Here is a 20,027-nt window from a genome sequence, read left to right as displayed (position 1 = left end):
CAGGTACAGGTTGTTATGCAAGAAATCAATAAGCTCAAACGCGGACTGAGCACGCGCCACATCCGCTTTATGGCGCTGGGATCGGCGATTGGCACCGGGCTGTTTTACGGTTCCGCCGATGCGATCAAAATGGCCGGACCCAGCGTGCTGCTCGCCTATATTATCGGCGGGGCCGTGGCCTACATCATCATGCGTGCGCTGGGTGAGATGTCCGTCAACAATCCCCAGGCCAGCTCATTCTCCCGTTACGCCCAGGATTATCTCGGTCCGATGGCGGGCTACATTACCGGCTGGACCTACTGCTTCGAAATCCTGATCGTGGCGATCGCCGATGTGACGGCGTTCGGCATCTATATGGGCGTCTGGTTTCCGGAGGTGCCGCACTGGATTTGGGTACTGAGCGTGGTGCTGATCATCGGCGCGGTCAACCTGATGAGCGTGAAGGTGTTTGGCGAAGTGGAGTTCTGGTTCTCTTTCTTCAAAGTCGCCACCATCATTGTGATGATTCTGGCCGGTTTCGGCATGATTATCTGGGGCATCGGCAACGGCGGCCAGCCGACCGGCATCCATAACCTGTGGACCAACGGCGGCTTCTTTGCCCACGGCGTGGTCGGAATGTTGCTGTCGCTGCAGATGGTGATGTTCGCCTACGGCGGTATCGAAATCATCGGTATCACGGCCGGTGAAGCGAAGGATCCGGAGAAGTCGATCCCGCGCGCCATTAACTCGGTACCCTGGCGTATTCTGGTGTTTTATGTCGGCACGCTGTTTGTGATTATGTCGATCTATCCGTGGAACCAGGTAGGCACCTCGGGCAGCCCGTTTGTGCTGACCTTCCAGCATCTGGGCATCGCGGCGGCCGCCTCGATTCTTAATTTTGTGGTCCTGACCGCCTCACTGTCAGCGATCAACAGCGACGTGTTTGGCGTAGGGCGCATGCTGCACGGTATGGCCCAGCAGGGACACGCGCCGAAGATGTTTATGAAAGTCTCTTCACGCGGTATTCCGTGGGTGACGGTGGTGGTGATGATGTTCGCCATGTTGATTGCGGTCTATCTCAACTACCTGATGCCGGAAAAAGTGTTCCTGGTCATCGCCTCGCTGGCCACCTTTGCGACGGTCTGGGTGTGGATCATGATTCTGCTGTCGCAGATCGCCTTCCGCCGCAAAATCGGCAAACAGGCTGCCAGCGAACTGAAGTTCGCGCTGCCAGGCGGCAGCTGGACCGCGGGTGTCGGTGTCGCATTCCTCTGCTTCATCATTGCGCTGATCGGCTATTTCCCGGATACCCGGGTATCGCTCTATGTCGGCGTGGTGTGGATAGTGGTGCTGCTGCTGGGCTATAAGCTGGTACGTAAACCGCGCTGATTGTCGGCTGCTCCCCCTGGCGGGGGAGCAGATGCGCTTTGCCATCTCTTCCATCTTCTCTCTTCCCCCGACTGACTTCTCTGACGCTGCGCTGGCTATTTATGTCAGTCACAACACCGTAACGAAATAACCCGGGCGGATGGCGCTTTCAGACGGTGGAATAACCTATCCGCCTGCGCGGTTAATTATCTGCGGTGAAGGGGATTGCCAGCTAAACATCGGCGTTAAGCGCATCAGGGCGGCTGTGGCGGGGCGAAGAGAACAGCAAATAAATAAAAAAACGGCGAAACCAGTCGCCGAAATATTCAAGAGAATCAGAGAAATAAAAAGGGATGATTGACCCGGTTATCGTAAAACAAAATTAACGCCGCTGATAGCTGGGTTATTTAAATAAGAAAAGTACCAGGCGACAGCAATACAACCAATTAAGCCTGATAAAGCATATTTACGCCGCGCAGCGAGCGCGGCATGGATTTGATTAGCGGCAGCTCAGGGCAGCCGGATGGAAACCGGCTGCGTGGCGCGCTTGTCCAGCCGTTGTTGCCAGCCGGTCAGGGTCGATTGATAAGGACACAGCAGCCCGACGTCGGTCATTCTGCAGTCTGGCTGATGCCACTCCTGACGCAATAAACCCTGTGCGTCTTCAATCGGCTGTAACTGACGCAGGCCATCAAGGCTCTGTGCCTGGAAGTAGAGCCGCAGAAAACGCTCGCCGCTCTGGCTGTCACGCCAGCGCTCCAGCACCAGACTGCCGCCGGGCGGAATATTGCCGCGCGCGTAGCCCGGCAGCTGCCAGTCAAACCCCATCAGGGTACGCACCATCGCAATATTGGTGTCATGCGCCACCAGGATCAGCCAGCGGGCAGTGGAGGCATTGCTGGCGATTTCGGTCAGCATCGCCTGCAGTAAAATCGATCCCCGCCGCTGTGCCTGATAGAGCAGATCATTACTCAAATCGTAATTAGCGGTCAGCAACGGCAGCAGGCGGGTAATTTGCGCCGCGGTGGTGATATGCCCCCACGCCAGCTGATCGACGGGCAGATTTTCGCTGTAACCCAGCCGCAGGGTCTCAACCATACTGGCCATCACGCTCAGTCCTTCGACGTAGGTGTGGCCGCTGCGGGTCTGTTTGAATTGCCATGGGCGATCAAAGAAATCACATTTCGCCGTGGGCGGGCAAACCGCGGCTTTAAGCTGCTGAATAGCCGGTTGCAGTTGCTGCTGTAACTGCGCCAGATCGCCCGCTTTCTGCTGCTTAGCCGCAAGTTCTTGCTGCGGATCGGTTTGTGCAAACGCCAGCTTATCGCTCTGAAACAGTGGATCAACCTCACCGGTCACCTGATGGATCGGTACGCCACAGCCCGGAAACGCACCGTCGGCTATCGCCTGGGCGGTGGCTCGGGTGCGCTGGAGCGGGCTGGCGCGCAGATAGACGTCGTCTGCCGTCGGGCAGCCAGCAGGCAGTAAACCAAGCTGGCGGTAATGTTCGCCCTGCCAGCGTCCTTTGTTGACCACTGCGCTGTAGCCGTGACCGGTCAGCTCGCCATCCGCCGTGGTCCATACCGTCCACGGCTGCTGGCTGGCGGCTTCGATCTCTTTACGGTTGCCGGGCGTCGGTGGCCGCACGCCGTGCCGGCTCAGTTCGACCACTTTTTCCAACTGATAATGGGGCAGCGGGGCCGCCTGCATCGGCAGGCTCAGTAGCCAGAGTGCACTCAGGGCTAACGTGCATTGGCACCATCGGGTAGCGCGCATTTATTCGTCCAGCGCGCGATTGCCGGTCAGCGCTTTTATCTTTGGATAGAGCGTGGCATTCGCCAGCAGCACCGGATTGCCATTTTTCAGTCCGTCGTTACTGAGGTAATCGTTAGTGACGCCACCGGCTTCTCGCATCAGCACAATGCCCGGCAGGCTATCCCACGGATGCATATGCGCTTCGTAGTAGCCGATTAACCGGCCCGCTGCCGCCCAGGCGCTGGTCAGCGCGCCGGAACCGATGCGGATAAACATGCCGCCCTGTTGAGTCAGTCCGGCAATCAGGCGGGTAACGCTCTCGCCCGGCGTGCGGCTGGAGTGACTGATGCCGAGCAGACCTTCGTTGAGATGTTGCGCTGCATGTACCTGCAACCGGGTCTCGTTGACCCACGCGCCCTGGCCCAGTCGGGCGTGGAACAGCTCCTGATGATTAGGATCGCACACCACGCCAATCACCGGTTCACCGTCGCACACCACTGCCAGCGAGACGCACCAGTTAGGCAGGCCGTTGACGAAGCAGGCGGTGCCATCAATTGGATCGACGACCCAGATAAAGCTGGCGTTGCCTGTTTCGCCGCCGCTCTCTTCACCGTAGACGGCATCGTCCGGGAAGCGCTCCTCAATCAACGTCTTGATTAATGCTTCGACGTTGCGATCGGCTTCGCTGACCACGTCCTGCAGATCCCTCTTGTGTTCCACCACCAGGTTTTGACGCTGCTGATACCACGAATAAGCCCGGCTGGCCGCCGCACGGGCGATGTCGCAGGCGTAACGGTAACGCGCGTCAATTTCAGAATGCGAAGCGGATGACATCTTTCCCTCTTATGTTTTTTTGCCATAGCGAACGGAAGGCGCGCCTGAACAGGCGGTCTGGCTGTGTGTTTTGCTTAACTATTGTTAAGAAAGGCTTCATTAAGCCGCAGATAAGACGCGATGGCAAGATGGGGAGGGGGCGGGCAGGCGGCTTTTTTGTGCGGTATTGGCCGGCATCTGCCAGCCAACAGAAGAGGATCGGGTTTTACAGCGTTCTGGCCGTCGCCTGCGCCATTAAACGCGGATAAAAAATGAAAAACAGGGCTTCAAGCTGCTCATAGTGTTCAGTGAAGTCGTGATAAGAATCGCGCAGTGCCGCCAGGCGTGGGCGGCGGCTGGCCATGCCGTGCAGCACCCGTTCCAGCCGGGCGGGCTGGGCGTAGTGCTCGAACCAGCGTTCATGCCACATCACTGCGTTCAGCCGCTGAAATTCCTCCGGGGTCGCCGCCAGCTGCGGCACGATTTCGCGCTCGGCAGCGGCAGAAAACTGCGCCAGCGTCAGATCAGAGGTGAAATGCGTCCAGTGACGGGCCAGAAAATGGTCCCAGATGACATCAAGGGTAATCGGGGCCACGCGATAGGTTTCCGGACGGAACAGCTGACGGGCGCGACGGACTTCCGGCAACGCATCGGTCATGACGTCGAGCCGACGATGCATCAGAATGCCGTCAGCCACCGGCGTGGGCCAGTGCTGGTGCGGGTTACCGCGCACAAAATCAGCCATTAAATTGCCGAGTAGCGAGCTGTCAGCCAGTTGGGCCAGATGGAGATGAGCAAGAAAGTTCATGGCTCATTATAGGCTGAACTGCCTTTGCGCAGCCAGTTGTTCAGAATTGGTCGTTTTTCCGCTAAACTGTGCCGCCTGTTTTTGCCTGAGAAAGAACTCTTTCATGCGTGTCGCCGATTTTGCTTTTGAATTGCCCGAATCCCTGATTGCCCACTATCCCCAGGCGCAGCGCAGCGGCTGTCGTCTGCTGTCGCTCGATGGTCCCAGCGGCGCACTGACGCACGGTGTATTCACCGACGTGCTGGATAAGCTCAATCCAGGCGATCTGCTGGTGTTCAACAACACCCGCGTGATCCCGGCGCGCGTCTATGGCCGTAAAGCCAGCGGCGGCAAAATCGAAATGCTGGTGGAGCGGATGCTCGACGACAAGCGCGTGCTGGCCCATGTGCGCGCCTCAAAAGCACCCAAGCCGGGTGCAGCCCTGTTGCTGGGTGAAGATGAGAGCGTTAAAGCGACGATGGTGGCGCGCCACGACGCCCTGTTCGAGATCGCCTTTGACGATGATCGGGCAGTACTCGACATCCTGAACAGCGTCGGCCATATGCCGCTGCCACCGTACATCGATCGCCCTGATGAAGAGGCCGACCGCGAACTCTATCAGACCGTTTACAGTGCCCGTCCCGGTGCCGTCGCTGCGCCTACCGCCGGATTGCACTTCGATGAGCCGCTGTTGCAGGCGCTGAAAGAGAAGGGCGTTGAGATGGCATTTGTCACGCTGCATGTCGGGGCGGGCACCTTCCAGCCGGTGCGCGTCGACAACATCGAAGAACATCACATGCATGCCGAATATGCGGAAGTGCCGCAGGAGGTCGTGGATGCGGTGCTGGCCTGTAAAGCGCGCGGCAACAAGGTGGTCGCGGTTGGCACCACCTCAGTACGCTCGCTGGAGAGCGCGGCCAAAGCGAGTCAGGATGCGCTGATTGCGCCGTTCTTCGACGATACCCAGATTTTTATCTATCCGGGCTACCACTATCAGGTGATCGATGCGCTGATCACCAATTTCCACCTGCCCGAATCTACCCTGATTATGCTGGTCTCGGCGTTTGCCGGTTACCAGCACACCATGGCGGCCTACCGCGCTGCCGTGGCTGAGCAATATCGTTTCTTCAGTTATGGTGACGCGATGTTTATCAGCAAAAATCCGCAGGCGCCGATGGAAAAGATTGGCGACTGATTTATTAACCCACGACCTGACGCGCCTTCTGGCGCAGGGTTGTAGACATCGGACTGTTTCTCCGGTGGAGGCTTTGTGAAATTTGAACTTGATACCACAGACGGGCGCGCGCGCCGTGGCCGTCTGATTTTTGATCGCGGCGTGGTCGAAACCCCGGCGTTTATGCCGGTCGGCACCTACGGCACGGTAAAAGGCATGACGCCGGAAGAAGTGCAGGAGACCGGGGCGCAGATTATTCTGGGCAACACCTTCCACCTCTGGCTGCGTCCGGGCCAGGAGATCATGAAACTGCACGGCGACCTGCATGATTTTATGCAGTGGAAAGGGCCGATCCTCACCGATTCCGGTGGTTTCCAGGTCTTCAGCCTGGGCGACATCCGCAAAATTACCGAAGCCGGGGTGCACTTCCGTAACCCCATCAATGGCGACGCGATTTTCCTCGATCCTGAAAAGTCGATGGAGATTCAGTATGACCTCGGCTCCGACATCGTAATGATCTTCGACGAATGTACGCCGTACCCGGCGGACTGGGACTATGCCAAACGCTCGATGGAGATGTCGCTGCGCTGGGCGAAACGCAGCCGTGACCGTTTTGACAGCCTCGGTAACAAAAATGCGCTGTTCGGCATCATCCAGGGCTCGGTTTACGAAGATTTACGAGATGTGTCGGTGAAAGGTCTGGTAGAGATTGGCTTTGATGGGTACGCTGTGGGCGGCCTGGCGGTGGGTGAGCCTAAACAGGACATGCACCGTATTCTTGAGCACGTCTGCCCGCAGCTTCCGCAGGATAAACCGCGCTATCTGATGGGTGTCGGCAAACCTGAAGATCTGGTGGAAGGGGTCCGTCGCGGCGTCGATATGTTCGATTGCGTGATGCCAACCCGTAACGCGCGTAACGGCCATCTGTTTGTGACTGACGGTGTGGTTAAAATCCGCAACGCCAAATATAAAGATGACACTGCGCCACTGGATGCCGAATGTGATTGCTACACCTGTCGTAATTACAGCCGCGCCTACCTGTATCATCTGGACCGCTGTAACGAAATACTGGGCGCGCGTCTGAACACGATTCACAATCTGCGCTATTACCAGCGCCTGATGGCAGGTTTACGCCAGGCCATCGAAGAGGGTAAATTAGAGCGCTTTGTAAACGAGTTCTACCAACGGACGGGCAAAGAAGTTCCGCCTTTAACGTCTGATAATTCATCAATGAGGGAAATTTAATGAGCTTTTTCATTTCTGACGCCGTGGCCGCAGCAGGCGCACCGTCGCAGGGAAGTCCGTATTCTCTGGTGATCATGCTGGTGGTGTTTGGTCTGATTTTCTATTTCATGATCCTGCGTCCGCAGCAGAAACGTGCGAAAGAGCACAAGAAGCTGATGGATTCCATCTCAAAGGGCGATGAAGTGCTGACCAGCGGTGGCCTGGTAGGTCGCGTAACAAAAGTGTCTGACACTGGCTACGTTTCTATCGCGCTGAATGAGACCAATGAAGTGGTCATTAAACGTGATTTCGTCGCTGCCGTCCTGCCGAAAGGTACTATGAAGGCGCTGTAATTCTATCTTCCCTAAGGGAACTGCCGTGTTAAATCGTTATCCTTTGTGGAAGTATGTGATGCTGGTCGTCGTGATTCTCGTCGGCCTGCTGTATGCGCTTCCCAACCTGTATGGTGAGGATCCGGCCGTTCAAATCACTGGCGCGCGCGGAAGCGCCGCCAGTGAGCAGACGTTGGATCACATTCAGTCCGCATTAAAACAAGACAATATCCAGAGCAAATCCGTTGCGCTGGAAAATGGCGCCATTACCGCGCGCTTCGCTAACACCGATGTGCAGTTACGCGCCCGTGAAGCGATCATGAAGGCGCTGGGCGAAGACTACGTTGTGGCGCTGAACCTGGCCCCGGCCACGCCACGCTGGCTGACCATGCTGTCAGCGGAACCGATGAAACTCGGTCTCGATCTGCGTGGCGGCGTGCACTTCCTGATGGAAGTGGACATGGACACCGCCTTAGGCAAGCTGCAGGAGCAGAATGCCGATACGCTGCGTAGCGACCTGCGCACCAAAAATATTCCTTATACCAACGTCAACAAAATCGCGAACTACGGGGTGGAAATTCGTTTCCGTGACGCCGCCAGCCGCGATGCTGCTGTCTCCTGGCTGACCTCACGTCATCAGGATCTGGTGATCAAAAGCAGCGGCAATGATGCGCTGCGTGCCACCATGAGCGATGCGCGCCTGAGCGAAGCGCGTGAATATGCGGTCCAGCAGAACATCACGATTCTGCGTAACCGTGTGAACCAGCTGGGCGTGGCCGAACCACTGGTACAGCGTCAGGGTTCCGATCGCATTGTGGTTGAGCTGCCAGGTATTCAGGACACTGCACGCGCCAAAGAGATTCTGGGTGCGACCGCGACGCTGGAATTCCGTCTGGTTAATACCAGCGTTGATCCTACCGCGGCGGCCAGTGGCCGGGTGCCGGGCGACTCTGAAGTCAAAGATATGCGTGACGGCCAGCCGGTGGTGCTCTACAAGCGGGTGATCCTGACCGGTGACCACATCACCGACTCGACCTCCAGCATGGATGAATACAACCAGCCACAGGTGAACATTTCACTGGATGGCGCGGGCGGTAACATCATGTCGAACTTCACCAAGGACAACATCGGCAAGCCGATGGCGACCCTGTTTGTGGAGTACAAAGACAGCGGTAAAAAAGATGCCAATGGCCGTTCAATTCTGGTGAAACAGGAAGAGGTGATTAACGTCGCCAACATCCAGTCTCGTCTGGGGAACAGCTTCCGCATCACCGGTATCAACAACCCGAACGAAGCACGTCAGCTGTCGCTGCTGCTGCGTGCCGGTGCGTTGATTGCGCCTATCCAGATTGTGGAAGAGCGCACTATCGGTCCGACCATGGGTCAGCAGAACATTACTCAGGGTCTGGAAGCCTGCCTGTGGGGCCTGCTTGCGTCGATCCTGTTTATGGTGGTGTTCTACAAGAAGTTTGGTCTGATTGCGACCAGTGCGCTGCTGGTGAACCTGGTGCTGATCGTCGGCGTCATGTCCCTGCTGCCTGGTGCAACCCTGACCATGCCGGGTATTGCCGGTATTGTGTTAACGCTGGCGGTAGCAGTTGATGCTAACGTACTGATTAACGAACGTATTAAAGAAGAACTGCGTAACGGGCGATCGGTTCAGCAGGCAATTCATGAGGGCTATAAAGGCGCCTTCTCCAGTATTGTCGATGCGAACGTGACCACCCTGATCAAAGTCATCATTCTTTATGCGGTCGGCACCGGTTCGATCAAAGGCTTTGCGATTACCACCGCAATTGGTATCGCGACCTCAATGTTCACCGCGATCGTAGGTACCCGTGCCATTGTTAACCTGGTTTACGGTGGCAAACGCATCAACAAGCTGTCTATCTGAGGAGTGCGTTGTGGCACAGGAATATAACATTGAGCAGTTGAACCACGGGCGTAAAGTCGTCGACTTTATGCGCTGGGATAAGCTGGCCTTCATCATTTCGGGGCTGCTGATCGTAGCCGCGATTGCGATTGTCGGCATTCGTGGCTTCAACTGGGGTCTCGATTTCACCGGCGGTACGGTGATTGAGATCGCGCTGGAAAAACCGGCCGACCTTGATACGCTGCGTGGCGATTTGGTGAAAGCGGGCTTCGACGAGCCGCTGGTGCAGAACTTCGGCAGCAGCCGTGACGTGATGGTGCGCATGGCGCCCGTCACCGGCCCGGCAGGCACCGAGTTAGGCAACAAAGTGGTGTCGGTAATCAACCAGACCACCCAGCAGAACGCGACCGTTAAGCGCATTGAGTTCGTCGGCCCGAGCGTCGGCAGCGATCTGGCGCAGGCGGGGGCGATGGCGCTGCTGTCAGCGCTGATTGCGATTCTGATCTATATCGGTTTCCGCTTTGAGTGGCGTCTGGCGCTGGGCACCGTGCTGGCGCTGGCGCACGACGTGATCATCACCTGCGGTCTGCTGGCGCTGTTCCGGATTGAGATCGACCTGACGATTGTCGCCTCGCTGATGTCGGTGATTGGTTACTCGCTTAACGATAAAATCGTGGTTTCCGACCGTATTCGTGAGAACTTCCGCAAGATTCGCCGCGGCAGCTCTTACGACATTACCAACGTGTCGCTGACCCAGACGTTAAGCCGTACCCTGATTACGTCACTGACCACGCTGGCGATGATCCTGATCCTGTTCATCTTTGGTGGCGCGTTGCTGAAAGGCTTCTCACTGACCATGTTGATTGGTGTGACCATCGGTACGATTTCATCAATTTATGTCTCTTCGGCGCTGGCGCTGAAGCTGGGCATGAAGCGTGAACATATGCTGGTGCAGAAAGTTGAGAAAGAGGGCGCCGATCAGCCTTCTATCCTGCCGTAAGCGCGGTGGGATGATAAAAACGGGCTGCCAGTGATGGCGGCCCGTTTTTTTTGCGCCAGTTAAGGCGCAGCAGGAACGGTTTGAGCCGGTGCGTCAGCGGTAACCTGGTGCACCCGGATAAAGCCGAGCTGATCCGGCGTCAGGCCACTCAGCCGCAGCGGAACCTCAACGGTATGTTGCGGTAACAGTGAGGCGGGCACGGCGATGTTCTGACTCAGACTATCGCTGTTGAGCGGTTTGCCGGTTGCCGGGTCCAGTTCGCCCCAGATTACCGTGGCATGCAGCGCAGGCAACGGTTGATCGCCCATTGCGCGGATCGACAATGTGGTCCGCGATCCACTGGCTTCGGCTACCACCGGCGACAATGTCAGTCGCAAGGTGCCGAGCTGAGTCTGCAGCGCGACCGGGGTATTCGCCTGCGGTACCAGCCATGCACCGTTGCTGGAATGGCTGTTGAGCTGCCCCTGTATCTCCAGCGCACTGGCCTGGGTGGTTAAGTGTTGCATCTGCTGATTGAGCTGGCTCACTTCCTGATGCAACTGCTTAACCTGCGGGTTGGTCGCGGGAGTACTGCAACCGCTCAGTAACGCCAGTGAAAGTGCTGCTGGCGCCCAAACCGTCCTGATCATAAGTTTATCCTTGTCGGTTATTTTGGAATGCGTAAAACCTGGCCAGGGTAGATCTTATCAGGATGCGACAGCATTGGCTTGTTAGCTTCGAAAATCTTGTTGTATTCGTTAGCATTTCCATAAACCTGCTTTGCAATAGCGCTCAGCGTGTCGCCTTTTTTCACGGTGTAAAGTTCAGACTCAGTAGCGCTGTCGCTGGTTGTCACCTTGTCTTCGACTTTGGTGATGCCGGCAACGTTACCGGCGGCGATCAGAATTTTCTCTTTCAGCTCCTGTGACAGGCCGTCACCGCTTACCGTGACGGTATCGCCATTCACTTTCACATCGACCTTGTCGCTGTCCGGCAAGCCCAGCTTGTTGATGTGGTCCTGCAGTTTTTTATTTTGATCGTCGCCACCGTTCACGGCATCCCAAAGCTTTTCACCCGCTTCTTTGACGAAATTAAACAGTCCCATACAACCTCCAGTGTGTTAGTAGATATACGCCGTCTTGCGGCTCTATAAGCGTAGACCCTTTTGCCGCAGCCGCGATTTAACACCGTTTATGCTGGGCGCTGGCCAACGGAATGGCACGGAAGAGATTTTGTTGACCGGCAGTTCGCGCTACACTGTCAGGCCCATCTATCTCGCGTCAGGAAACGTCATGCATTGCCCATTCTGCTCCGCTGTGGACACCAAAGTGATTGATTCTCGTCTGGTTAGTGAAGGATCGTCGGTGCGACGCCGGCGCCAGTGTCTGATGTGCCATGAACGCTTTACCACCTTTGAGGTGGCGGAACTGGTGATGCCGCGCGTGGTAAAAAGTAATGACGTGCGTGAGCCTTTCAATGAAGACAAAATGGCCAGCGGGATGATGAAAGCGCTTGAGAAACGTCCGGTCAGTGCTGATGCGGTCGAGAGCGCGGTGAACCACATTAAAACCCAGCTGCGCGCCACTGGCGAACGCGAAATTCCCAGTAAACTGATTGGTAATCTGGTGATGGACGAGCTGAAAAAGCTCGATAAAGTCGCCTATATTCGGTTTGCCTCGGTTTACCGCAGCTTCGAAGATATTCGTGATTTTGGCGAAGAGATCGCCCGGTTACAGGATTAAGCCATGACCGATGAAATCTACATGGCGCGCGCGCTGGAACTGGCGCGCCGCGGCCGCTTTACCACCATGCCCAATCCGAATGTGGGCTGTGTGATTGTCCGTGACGGTCAGGTGGTGGGCGAGGGCTGGCATCAGCGCGCCGGCGAGCCTCATGCAGAAGTGCATGCTCTGCGGATGGCCGGTGATAAAGCACGCGGTGCCACCGCCTATGTAACGCTGGAGCCGTGCAGCCATCATGGTCGCACGCCACCCTGCAGCGACGCGCTGATTGCCGCTGGCGTGAGCCGGGTGGTCGCCGCGATGCAGGACCCCAACCCGCAGGTTGCCGGTCGCGGATTGCACCGGCTGCATCAGGCCGGGATTGCGGTCAGCCACGGGCTAATGATGGAAGAGGCGGAAGCGCTGAATCGCGGTTTCCTGAAGCGGATGCGTACCGGTTTTCCGTGGATCCAGCTTAAGCTGGGTGCCTCGCTGGATGGCCGCACCGCGATGGCGAATGGCGAAAGCCAGTGGATCACCTCGGCGGCCGCCCGTCGCGATGTGCAGCGCTTGCGGGCGCAAAGTGCCGCGATCCTCAGCAGCAGCGCCACGGTGCTGGCTGACGATCCGTCGCTGACGGTGCGCTGGTCCGAACTCAACCAGGACACCCAGGCGTTACTTGATCAACAGCAACTGCGGCAGCCGCTGCGGGTGATTGTCGACAGCCAGAACCGCGTGACGCCGCAGCATCGGCTCATTGACCAGCCGGGTGAAACCTGGCTGATGCGCCATCAACCCGATCAGCAGCATTGGCCAGAGCGCGTCAGTCAGATCGCCGTGCCGCTGCGCGAACAGCAGCTGGATCTGGTGGCGATGATGATGCTGCTGGGTCAGCGTCAGGTGAACAGCGTCTGGGTCGAAGCGGGTGCCAGCCTGGCGGGCGCGCTGCTGCAGGCCGGACTGGTCGATGAACTGATTGTCTATCTGGCACCGAAATTACTCGGCGACCAGGGACGCGGCCTGTGCCAGTTACCGGGCCTTGATCGTCTGGCTGATGCGCCAGGCCTGATTTTCCGCGACGTTCGCCAGGTCGGTGAGGATTTACGCCTGACCCTGACGCCGCAATAACACGGACGGAAAAGCGAGAGCACGCCGCCGAAGAGTATGATAGAATCCGCCCCCCTGCGCGGGGCCAAACAAACCCCCTGAAAGGATAAGTATGAAAGTTATCGAAGCTGCTGTTGCAACGCCTGAGGCCAATGTTGCCATCGTTATTGCGCGTTTTAACAACTTCATTAATGACAGCCTGCTGGATGGTGCAGTTGATGCCCTGAAACGTATTGGCCAGGTCAAAGATGACAATATCACCGTAGTCTGGGTTCCGGGTGCGTATGAACTGCCGCTGGCAGCGCGCGCACTGGCAAACACCAGCAAATATGACGCCGTTATTGCTCTGGGCACGGTAATTCGTGGTGGCACTGCTCACTTCGAATATGTGGCCGGTGAAGCCAGCTCCGGTATCGCCAGCGTTGCCATGAACAGCGAGATTCCTGTCGCGTTCGGCGTGCTGACCACCGAAAATATCGAGCAGGCCATTGAGCGTGCTGGCACCAAAGCCGGTAATAAAGGTGCCGAAGCGGCCCTGACCGCGCTCGAAATGATCAACGTATTGAAAGCCATCAAAGCCTGATTTTTGTAAGGGGAATTTTGTGAAACCTGCTGCTCGTCGTCGCGCCCGTGAGTGCGCTGTTCAGGCGCTTTACTCCTGGCAGTTGTCCAACAACGACATTGCCGATGTGGAATACCAGTTTCTGGCGGAACAAGACGTCAAAGACGTCGATATTAGCTATTTCCGCGAACTGCTGTCCGGTGTGGCGACCAACAGTGCGTATCTGGATGGACTGATGAAGCCTTACCTGTCGCGTCAGCTCGAAGAGCTGGGCCAGGTCGAAAAAGCTATCCTGCGTATCTCGCTGTATGAGCTGAGCAAACGCGCTGATGTGCCCTATAAAGTGGCCATCAACGAAGGGATTGAGCTGGCGAAAGTGTTCGGCGCTGAAGACAGTCATAAATTTGTTAACGGCGTACTGGATAAAGCCGGTCCACAGATTCGACCCCATCGCAAATAAACAAAAAGGCCGGCTTGCCGGCCTTTTTTCATAAAGGGTTAAGCGGAACGTAATTATGTCTTGTGGTGAATTCGAACTCATCGCACGCTACTTCAACCGCAGAACGCGCAGCCGTCGTGATGTCGAACTCGGTATCGGCGACGATTGTGCGTTACTTAGCGTGCCGGAAAAACAGACGCTGGCGATCAGTACCGATACCCTGGTCGCGGGCGTGCATTTCTTACGGGATATTCATCCTGCCGACTTAGGCTACAAAGCGCTGGCGGTTAACCTCAGCGACCTTGCCGCTATGGGCGCCGATCCGGCGTGGCTGACGCTGGCCTTGACCCTGCCGCAGGTCGATGAGAGCTGGCTCGCTGCCTTCAGCGCCAGCCTGTTCGAGCTGCTGGAATATTACGATATGCAGCTGGTGGGCGGCGATACCACTCGTGGCCCTCTGAGCCTGACGCTGGCGATTCACGGCCTGGTGCCGCAGGGCCGCGCCCTGAAACGTTCGGGCGCAAAACCGGGTGACTGGATCTACGTCACCGGCACGCTGGGTGACAGTGCGGCCGGCCTGGCGCTGCTGCAACATCACTGCCGCATCAGCGATCCGGCGGTTCATGAAGCGCTGATTAAACGCCATCTGCGGCCGATGCCGCGCATTCTGCAGGGGCAGGCGCTGCGTTCTCTGGCCACCTCAGCGGTCGATCTTTCGGACGGTTTGATCTCTGATCTCGGCCATGTGCTGAAAGCCAGCGGCTGTGGCGCGCGCCTTAATCTCGACGCGTTACCGCTTTCCGCCGCGCTACGCGATCACTTCGAACCCGAGCAGGTTTTACGCTGGGCGCTGAGCGGTGGCGAAGATTATGAACTCTGCTTCACCGTACCCGAGGTGAACCGCGGCGCGCTGGATGTGGCGCTCGGCCACCTTGGCGTGCCCTATACCTGCATTGGTCAGATGGCACCGGAGTCGGAAGGGCTGATGCTGCTGGAAAACGGCAAGCCAGCGACGTTCCGCCATAAAGGGTTTGATCACTTTGATACTAAATAACGACGTGGCAAAAGGCCGCCTGCGGATGAGCAATCCGTGGCATCTGCTGGCAACCGGTTTTGGCAGCGGACTCAGCCCGGTGGTACCGGGCACCATGGGCTCGCTGGCGGCGATCCCCTTCTGGTGGCTGATGACGCATCTGCCGCAGGATCTCTATTCGCTGGTGGTGCTGGTGGGGATCTGCGTCGGCGTCTACCTCTGCCATCGCACCGCCAAAGATATGGGCGTTCACGATCACGGCAGCATTGTCTGGGATGAGTTTATCGGCATGTGGATCACCCTGATGGCGATCCCGATCAACAGCTGGCAGTGGGTGCTGGGCGGCTTTGTGCTGTTCCGCATTCTGGATATGTGGAAACCCTGGCCGATACGCTGGTTCGATCGCAACGTGCATGGCGGCATGGGCATCATGGTTGACGATATTATTGCTGGCGTGATTGCCGCCGCGATGCTGTACGGCATCGGTATCTGGCTGGCCGGCTAAAACGGTGGTCGGCATCCCGCATGGGATGCCGTTATCGCCGCGCACCTTAACTCCGCGAACTCTGCGGTCAGGTGCGGGCGTCAGCGTTTATTCGAATCCGACCGCCTGATGCGGTTGATAGACCTCTTCCAGCGTAGCAATCTCAGCCTCACTCAGCGTCACATCCACCGCCTTAACCAAATCATCGAACTGCTCAGCCCGCGAGGCACCGATAATCGGGGCCGTCACGGCGGGTTTACTCAGCAGCCACGCCAGTGCGACCTGCGCCCGGGTGACGCCTTTATCCTCAGCCACCTGCGCCAGCCGCTGCGCAATCGCCGCATCGTTCTCTTCGGTATTGGCATACAGCGAGGCCATCACCTTATCCGAGGTCGATCGCGCCGTGGTTTCGCCCCACGGACGGGTCAGCTTGCCGCGTGCCAGCGGGCTCCACGGCAGCACCGCGATCTGTTCCTGCAGGCAGAGCGGGTGCATTTCGCGCTCCTCTTCACGCTGAATCAGGTTGTACTGATCCTGCATGCTGACGAAGCGATGCCAGCCCTGCTGCTTCTGCAGGCTTAGTGCCTGGGCAAACTGGCTGGCATGCATTGATGAGGCGCCGATATAGCGCGCTTTACCGGCCTGCACCACATCGTGCAGCGCTTCCAGCGTCTCTTCCAGCGGCGTGTCGTAATCCCAGCGGTGGATCTGCAGCAGGTCGACATATTCCATGCCAAGGCGTTGCAGGCTGTCATCAATCGATTGCAGGATATTATGGCGTGACAGGCCCTGCGACAGATTAGTCAGCGGGAAGTAGACTTTGGTGGCGACCACGACCTCATCGCGGCGGGCAAAATCTTTCAGCGCCCGGCCGAGGATCTCTTCACTGCTGCCATCGGAGTAACTGTTGGCGGTGTCAAAAAAGTTGATGCCGGCATTCAGCGCCTGCTGAATCAGCGGGCGACTGCTGGCTTCCGGCAGCGTCCAGGCGTGATTCCCGCGCGTCGGCTCACCATAGGTCATACAGCCGAGACAGAGACGTGAAACCTGCAGATCGGTATTACCCAGTTGAATGGTTTTCATAATGACTCCCGCGGCATAGCGCATGATTTTTAGCAGTGAATAAGCATAGCAGGGGCTGCGCTCCCCAAAGGGAAGCGCAGGGAAGGGAGGTTACTGTGCCAGCCAGGCGGCGATCTGTTGCTGAATGCCTTCGGCGTCCAGCAAATAGTCATGACGGATTTCGTCCTGCGTACCCTGCGGGATAAACTCGTCGGGCAGACCGATGTTCAGCACCGGAATGCGCAGACGTTTTGCCATCACCAGTTCGTTGACGCCGCTACCCGCGCCGCCTTTGATCGCGCCTTCTTCCAGCGTGATTAACGCCTCGTGACGGGTCGAAAGCTCAGCAATCAGCGCCTCATCCAGCGGCTTAACGAAGCGCATATCCACCAGCGTGGCATTGAGCGCTTCCGCCGCCGCAGCGGCCTCGGGTAACAGAGTACCGAAGTTAAGGATCGCCAGTTTTTCGCCCTGGCGCTTCACCACGCCTTTACCCAGCGGCAGACTTTGCAGCGGTGCCAGCGGCGTGCCGATGCCGGTGCCGCGCGGATAACGTACAGCACTCGGGCCATCCTGATAGTGGTAGCCGGTGTAGAGCATCTGCCGGCATTCGTTCTCATCACTTGGCGTCATGATCACCATATCCGGCACGCAGCGCAGATACGCCAGATCAAACGCGCCCTGATGGGTCTGGCCATCCGCGCCAACAATGCCGCCGCGATCGATAGCAAACAGGACCGGCAGTTTCTGGATAGCCACGTCATGGATCAGCTGATCGTAGGCGCGCTGCAGGAAGGTGGAGTAGATGGCGACGATCGGCTTGTAGCCGCCAATTGCCATCCCGGCCGCGAAGGTCACCGCATGCTGCTCGGCGATCGCCACATCAAAATACTGGTTGGGATATTCGCGAGAGAAGCCGACCATGCCGGAGCCTTCCCGCATCGCTGGGGTAATCGCCATCAGTTTCGGATCGTCGGCTGCCATCTCGCACAGCCAGTTGCCGAAGATTTTTGAGTAGCTCGGCAGGCCTTCTGCGCTTTTAGGCAGTTCACCGCTGGCGGGATCGAATTTTGGCACCGCATGCCAGGCGATCGGATCTTCTTCCGCCGGGGCGTAGCCTTTGCCTTTTTTGGTCATGATGTGCAGGAACTGCGGCCCTTTCAGGCTACGCATGTTGCTCAGGGTATTGACCAGCGTCAGCACGTCATGGCCGTCGACCGGACCAATATAGTTGAAACCCAGCTCCTCAAACAGCGTACCCGGCACCACCATGCCTTTCAGATGCTCTTCGGTGCGGCGCACCAGCTCTTTAATCGGCGGCAGGCCAGTCAGCACCCGCTTACCGCCTTCGCGCAGGCGCGCATAGGTTTTGCCCGACAGGATCTGCGCCAGCCGGTTGTTTAACGCGCCGACGTTCTCTGAAATCGACATCTCGTTATCATTCAGGATCACCAGCATGTCAGGTTTGATATCGCCCGCGTGGTTCATCGCTTCAAACGCCATACCGGCGGTGATCGCGCCATCGCCGATAATACAGGCGGTGCGACGACCGAGGCCTTCACGCTCTGCCGCCGCCGCCATGCCGAGACCGGCGCTGATCGAGGTCGATGAGTGGCCAACGCTCAGTACGTCATATTCGCTTTCGCCGCGCCACGGAAACGGGTGCACGCCATTTTTCTGGCGAATGGTGCCGATGCGATCGCGACGACCGGTCAGAATTTTATGCGGATAAGCCTGATGGCCGACATCCCACACCAGATGATCGAACGGGGTGTTATAGACATAATGAAGCGCAACCGTCAGTTCGACCACGCCCAAACCCGATGCAAAGTGGCCACTTGAGCGACTCACACTGTCTAACAGGTACTGACGCAGTTCATCACAGAGCGCCGGCAGCTTCTCTTTCGGCAGGGCGCGCAGCTCCTGAACCGTATTTGCCAGCGCCAGTGTCGGGTATTTCGCAATATCAAAACTCATCAGAGACTCATTATGGAAGTTATTTGTCGCGTTCAATTATGAAGCTCGCCAGCGCCTGCAATGCTGTGGTGTTATAAGATTGCGCTGCGAGAATTTCTAATGCATCAAGGGCTTCCTGATACAAATCCCGCGCTTTGGCACGGGCCTGTTCTAATCCTAACAGTGAAGGATAGGTGCTTTTACCGAGATGCTGGTCGGCACCCTGACGTTTTCCGATAACCGCGGTATCGCCCACCACATCCAGAATATCGTCCTGCACCTGAAAGGCGAGCCCGATAGCATCAGCATAGCGGTCAAGTGCCGGTAATGCTGCACGACCTGCTTCGCCCGCCGCCAGCGCACCCAGCCGCACCGCAGCCCGAATCAGTGCGCCGGTTTTATGGCGATGAATCTGCTCCAGCTGCACCAGATCGACCGACTGACCTTCTGCCGCCAGATCCAGCGCCTGGCCGCCACACATGCCTGCCACGCCGCTGGCCCGCGCCAGTTCTGACAGCATCATCAGCCGATACTCCGCGTTGACGCCGGGCATCGGCTCATCCGTCAGAATCGAGAAGGCCAGCGTCTGTAATGCATCGCCAGCCAGTATCGCGGTATCTTCGCCATATTTAATGTGGCAGGTCGGCTGCCCGCGACGCAGTGCGTCGTCGTCCATTGCAGGGAGATCGTCATGAATCAGGGAGTACGCGTGGATGCATTCAACCGCCGCAGCGGGCGCATCCAGACTCGCCGGGTCGGCATGGAGCATTTCGCCGGTGGCATAAACCAGAAAAGGGCGCAGACGTTTACCGCCTAATAATGCCCCATAATGCATGGCATTAACCAGAGGAGAACTCTGAAAAGGGAGTGGCTCTATAAAGCGCGTCAACGCGGCATTCACCTGCTGGTGATACCCGTTGAGCATCTGGGCAAAATCCATTAGTCGTTTTCCGGGGTAAAAGAGGTGAGGTCGGCATCTTTATCATCGCTCAGCAAAATGCGCACACGCTGTTCAGCCTGTTGCAACGTTTGCTGACCGGTACGCGCCAGCTGCACGCCCCGTTCAAACTCATTCAACGCCTCTTCCAACGGCAGTTCACCACTTTCCAGACGGCTGACTATCTGTTCCAGCTGCTGCAATGACGTTTCAAAGCTGGCTGGCTGTTCGGCTTTTTTCGGCATATTTCGGGTCGACTCACGGTTGGGACATTATCCTGCAATCGGTCATGGTAGCTGAGACCAAATGATTAGCAAAATAATCAATGCGGCGGCTGTTGAAGAAGCAGTCACCTGACAAAGGTGATATACTCCTGCGCCTCGGATGCGGTTGCGCCATGCAGCCCGCAATTTTGTGATTTTACCAGCTAAGTGCTGCCTGT

Annotated in this window: 21 protein-coding genes; 12 read left to right on the top strand and 9 right to left on the bottom strand. The window is 57.4% G+C overall.

Annotated elements, in window-relative coordinates; genetic code table 11:
* Positions 1–15: 15 nt before the first annotated feature.
* Positions 16–1,368 (top strand): proline-specific permease ProY, encoded by a 1,353-nt coding sequence (gene proY, locus FHW04_RS14250; protein WP_089562044.1) that lies wholly within the window; start codon positions 16–18, stop codon positions 1,366–1,368.
* A gap of 489 nt (positions 1,369–1,857) precedes the next feature.
* Here proY and FHW04_RS14245 read toward each other — a convergent pair whose 3' ends face one another.
* The 3 genes from FHW04_RS14245 to FHW04_RS14235 form a co-directional block, all read right to left on the bottom strand.
* Positions 1,858–3,123 carry a histidine-type phosphatase gene (locus tag FHW04_RS14245; RefSeq protein WP_046288490.1) on the bottom strand — a complete coding sequence of 422 codons (1,266 nt, stop codon included), beginning with the start codon at positions 3,121–3,123 and terminating at the stop codon, positions 1,858–1,860.
* Positions 3,124–3,936: an inositol monophosphatase family protein gene (locus FHW04_RS14240; RefSeq protein WP_031374699.1), complete on the bottom strand. Its 813-nt coding sequence runs from the start codon at positions 3,934–3,936 to the stop codon at positions 3,124–3,126.
* A gap of 205 nt (positions 3,937–4,141) precedes the next feature.
* Positions 4,142–4,723 (bottom strand): ACP phosphodiesterase, encoded by a 582-nt coding sequence (locus tag FHW04_RS14235; protein ID WP_031374698.1) that lies wholly within the window; start codon positions 4,721–4,723, stop codon positions 4,142–4,144.
* Between the two features lie 103 nt (positions 4,724–4,826).
* On the opposite strand from FHW04_RS14235, the gene queA reads away from it, so the two are divergent.
* The 5 genes from queA to secF all read left to right on the top strand — a co-directional run bounded on the left by queA (position 4,827) and on the right by secF (position 10,305).
* The gene (gene queA, locus FHW04_RS14230) at positions 4,827–5,897 is read left to right on the top strand and encodes a tRNA preQ1(34) S-adenosylmethionine ribosyltransferase-isomerase QueA (protein ID WP_031374697.1); all 1,071 of its coding nucleotides are present in this window, start codon (positions 4,827–4,829) and stop codon (positions 5,895–5,897) included.
* Between the two features lie 75 nt (positions 5,898–5,972).
* On the top strand, positions 5,973–7,121 hold the full coding sequence (gene tgt, locus FHW04_RS14225) for a tRNA guanosine(34) transglycosylase Tgt (protein ID WP_031374696.1): 1,149 nt from the start codon (positions 5,973–5,975) through the stop codon (positions 7,119–7,121).
* Positions 7,121–7,453: a preprotein translocase subunit YajC gene (yajC, locus tag FHW04_RS14220; protein ID WP_031374695.1), complete on the top strand. Its 333-nt coding sequence runs from the start codon at positions 7,121–7,123 to the stop codon at positions 7,451–7,453. The genes tgt and yajC overlap by 1 nt, the downstream gene beginning before the upstream one ends.
* A gap of 25 nt (positions 7,454–7,478) precedes the next feature.
* On the top strand, positions 7,479–9,326 hold the full coding sequence (gene secD / locus FHW04_RS14215) for a protein translocase subunit SecD (protein ID WP_072050997.1): 1,848 nt from the start codon (positions 7,479–7,481) through the stop codon (positions 9,324–9,326).
* A gap of 10 nt (positions 9,327–9,336) precedes the next feature.
* On the top strand, positions 9,337–10,305 hold the full coding sequence (gene secF / locus FHW04_RS14210) for a protein translocase subunit SecF (protein WP_069727932.1): 969 nt from the start codon (positions 9,337–9,339) through the stop codon (positions 10,303–10,305).
* 59 nt (positions 10,306–10,364) lie between these two features.
* On the opposite strand, the gene FHW04_RS14205 is transcribed toward secF, so the two are convergent.
* Together FHW04_RS14205 and lysM are read right to left on the bottom strand one after the other, a co-directional pair.
* The gene (locus FHW04_RS14205; RefSeq protein WP_069727933.1) at positions 10,365–10,934 is read right to left on the bottom strand and encodes a DUF3251 domain-containing protein; all 570 of its coding nucleotides are present in this window, start codon (positions 10,932–10,934) and stop codon (positions 10,365–10,367) included.
* A gap of 17 nt (positions 10,935–10,951) precedes the next feature.
* Complete coding sequence (gene lysM / locus FHW04_RS14200) at positions 10,952–11,389, bottom strand: peptidoglycan-binding protein LysM (protein WP_089562045.1); 438 nt, start codon at positions 11,387–11,389, stop codon at positions 10,952–10,954.
* Between the two features lie 187 nt (positions 11,390–11,576).
* On the opposite strand from lysM, the gene nrdR reads away from it, so the two are divergent.
* From nrdR to pgpA, 6 genes are all read left to right on the top strand, one after another.
* The gene (gene nrdR, locus FHW04_RS14195; protein ID WP_009091750.1) at positions 11,577–12,026 is read left to right on the top strand and encodes a transcriptional regulator NrdR; all 450 of its coding nucleotides are present in this window, start codon (positions 11,577–11,579) and stop codon (positions 12,024–12,026) included.
* 3 nt (positions 12,027–12,029) lie between these two features.
* Positions 12,030–13,133 carry a bifunctional diaminohydroxyphosphoribosylaminopyrimidine deaminase/5-amino-6-(5-phosphoribosylamino)uracil reductase RibD gene (gene ribD, locus FHW04_RS14190; protein ID WP_069727935.1) on the top strand — a complete coding sequence of 368 codons (1,104 nt, stop codon included), beginning with the start codon at positions 12,030–12,032 and terminating at the stop codon, positions 13,131–13,133.
* Positions 13,134–13,224: 91 nt separating this feature from the next.
* Positions 13,225–13,695, top strand: a complete 471-nt coding sequence (gene ribH, locus FHW04_RS14185) for a 6,7-dimethyl-8-ribityllumazine synthase (RefSeq protein WP_031374691.1) — start codon at positions 13,225–13,227, stop codon at positions 13,693–13,695.
* Between the two features lie 19 nt (positions 13,696–13,714).
* Positions 13,715–14,134, top strand: coding sequence for a transcription antitermination factor NusB (gene nusB, locus FHW04_RS14180; protein ID WP_031374690.1), 420 nt, complete (start codon positions 13,715–13,717; stop codon positions 14,132–14,134).
* Between the two features lie 55 nt (positions 14,135–14,189).
* A complete protein-coding gene (gene thiL, locus FHW04_RS14175; protein ID WP_031374689.1) occupies positions 14,190–15,167 on the top strand; it encodes a thiamine-phosphate kinase in 978 nt (325 codons plus the stop codon).
* A complete protein-coding gene (gene pgpA, locus FHW04_RS14170) occupies positions 15,157–15,651 on the top strand; it encodes a phosphatidylglycerophosphatase A (protein WP_084227773.1) in 495 nt (164 codons plus the stop codon). The genes thiL and pgpA overlap by 11 nt, the downstream gene beginning before the upstream one ends.
* Positions 15,652–15,738: 87 nt before the next feature.
* Here the strand turns inward: pgpA and FHW04_RS14165 are convergent, their stop codons facing one another.
* The 4 genes from FHW04_RS14165 to xseB all read right to left on the bottom strand — a co-directional run bounded on the left by FHW04_RS14165 (position 15,739) and on the right by xseB (position 19,830).
* Positions 15,739–16,713 carry an aldo/keto reductase gene (locus FHW04_RS14165; protein ID WP_089562046.1) on the bottom strand — a complete coding sequence of 325 codons (975 nt, stop codon included), beginning with the start codon at positions 16,711–16,713 and terminating at the stop codon, positions 15,739–15,741.
* Positions 16,714–16,803: 90 nt separating this feature from the next.
* The gene (gene dxs / locus FHW04_RS14160; protein WP_046288486.1) at positions 16,804–18,669 is read right to left on the bottom strand and encodes a 1-deoxy-D-xylulose-5-phosphate synthase; all 1,866 of its coding nucleotides are present in this window, start codon (positions 18,667–18,669) and stop codon (positions 16,804–16,806) included.
* A 19-nt stretch (positions 18,670–18,688) separates the two neighbouring features.
* A complete protein-coding gene (gene ispA / locus FHW04_RS14155) occupies positions 18,689–19,588 on the bottom strand; it encodes a (2E,6E)-farnesyl diphosphate synthase (RefSeq protein ID WP_069727938.1) in 900 nt (299 codons plus the stop codon).
* The gene (gene xseB, locus FHW04_RS14150; protein ID WP_031374685.1) at positions 19,588–19,830 is read right to left on the bottom strand and encodes an exodeoxyribonuclease VII small subunit; all 243 of its coding nucleotides are present in this window, start codon (positions 19,828–19,830) and stop codon (positions 19,588–19,590) included. The genes ispA and xseB overlap by 1 nt, the downstream gene beginning before the upstream one ends.
* Positions 19,831–20,027 lie beyond the last annotated feature (197 nt).

The sequence above is a fragment of the Pantoea sp. AN62 genome (assembly GCF_050432985.1).
GTDB lineage: Bacteria > Pseudomonadota > Gammaproteobacteria > Enterobacterales > Enterobacteriaceae > Pantoea > Pantoea brenneri.
This window is presented reverse-complemented; position numbering and strand designations above follow the sequence as displayed.

What these genes read in the sequence shown, in the direction of transcription:
- nrdR (WP_009091750.1), top strand. Translation starts at nt 11,577, where the DNA reads ATGCATTGCCCATTCTGCTCCGCTGTGGACACCAAAGTGATTGATTCT.
- dxs (WP_046288486.1), bottom strand. Translation starts at nt 18,669, where the DNA reads ATGAGTTTTGATATTGCGAAATACCCGACACTGGCGCTGGCAAATACG.
- thiL (WP_031374689.1), top strand. Translation starts at nt 14,190, where the DNA reads ATGTCTTGTGGTGAATTCGAACTCATCGCACGCTACTTCAACCGCAGA.
- xseB (WP_031374685.1), bottom strand. Translation starts at nt 19,830, where the DNA reads ATGCCGAAAAAAGCCGAACAGCCAGCCAGCTTTGAAACGTCATTGCAG.
- lysM (WP_089562045.1), bottom strand. Translation starts at nt 11,389, where the DNA reads ATGGGACTGTTTAATTTCGTCAAAGAAGCGGGTGAAAAGCTTTGGGAT.
- FHW04_RS14205 (WP_069727933.1), bottom strand. Translation starts at nt 10,934, where the DNA reads ATGATCAGGACGGTTTGGGCGCCAGCAGCACTTTCACTGGCGTTACTG.
- FHW04_RS14245 (WP_046288490.1), bottom strand. Translation starts at nt 3,123, where the DNA reads ATGCGCGCTACCCGATGGTGCCAATGCACGTTAGCCCTGAGTGCACTC.
- ribD (WP_069727935.1), top strand. Translation starts at nt 12,030, where the DNA reads ATGACCGATGAAATCTACATGGCGCGCGCGCTGGAACTGGCGCGCCGC.
- ribH (WP_031374691.1), top strand. Translation starts at nt 13,225, where the DNA reads ATGAAAGTTATCGAAGCTGCTGTTGCAACGCCTGAGGCCAATGTTGCC.
- FHW04_RS14165 (WP_089562046.1), bottom strand. Translation starts at nt 16,713, where the DNA reads ATGAAAACCATTCAACTGGGTAATACCGATCTGCAGGTTTCACGTCTC.
- FHW04_RS14235 (WP_031374698.1), bottom strand. Translation starts at nt 4,723, where the DNA reads ATGAACTTTCTTGCTCATCTCCATCTGGCCCAACTGGCTGACAGCTCG.
- queA (WP_031374697.1), top strand. Translation starts at nt 4,827, where the DNA reads ATGCGTGTCGCCGATTTTGCTTTTGAATTGCCCGAATCCCTGATTGCC.
- yajC (WP_031374695.1), top strand. Translation starts at nt 7,121, where the DNA reads ATGAGCTTTTTCATTTCTGACGCCGTGGCCGCAGCAGGCGCACCGTCG.
- proY (WP_089562044.1), top strand. Translation starts at nt 16, where the DNA reads ATGCAAGAAATCAATAAGCTCAAACGCGGACTGAGCACGCGCCACATC.
- FHW04_RS14240 (WP_031374699.1), bottom strand. Translation starts at nt 3,936, where the DNA reads ATGTCATCCGCTTCGCATTCTGAAATTGACGCGCGTTACCGTTACGCC.
- ispA (WP_069727938.1), bottom strand. Translation starts at nt 19,588, where the DNA reads ATGGATTTTGCCCAGATGCTCAACGGGTATCACCAGCAGGTGAATGCC.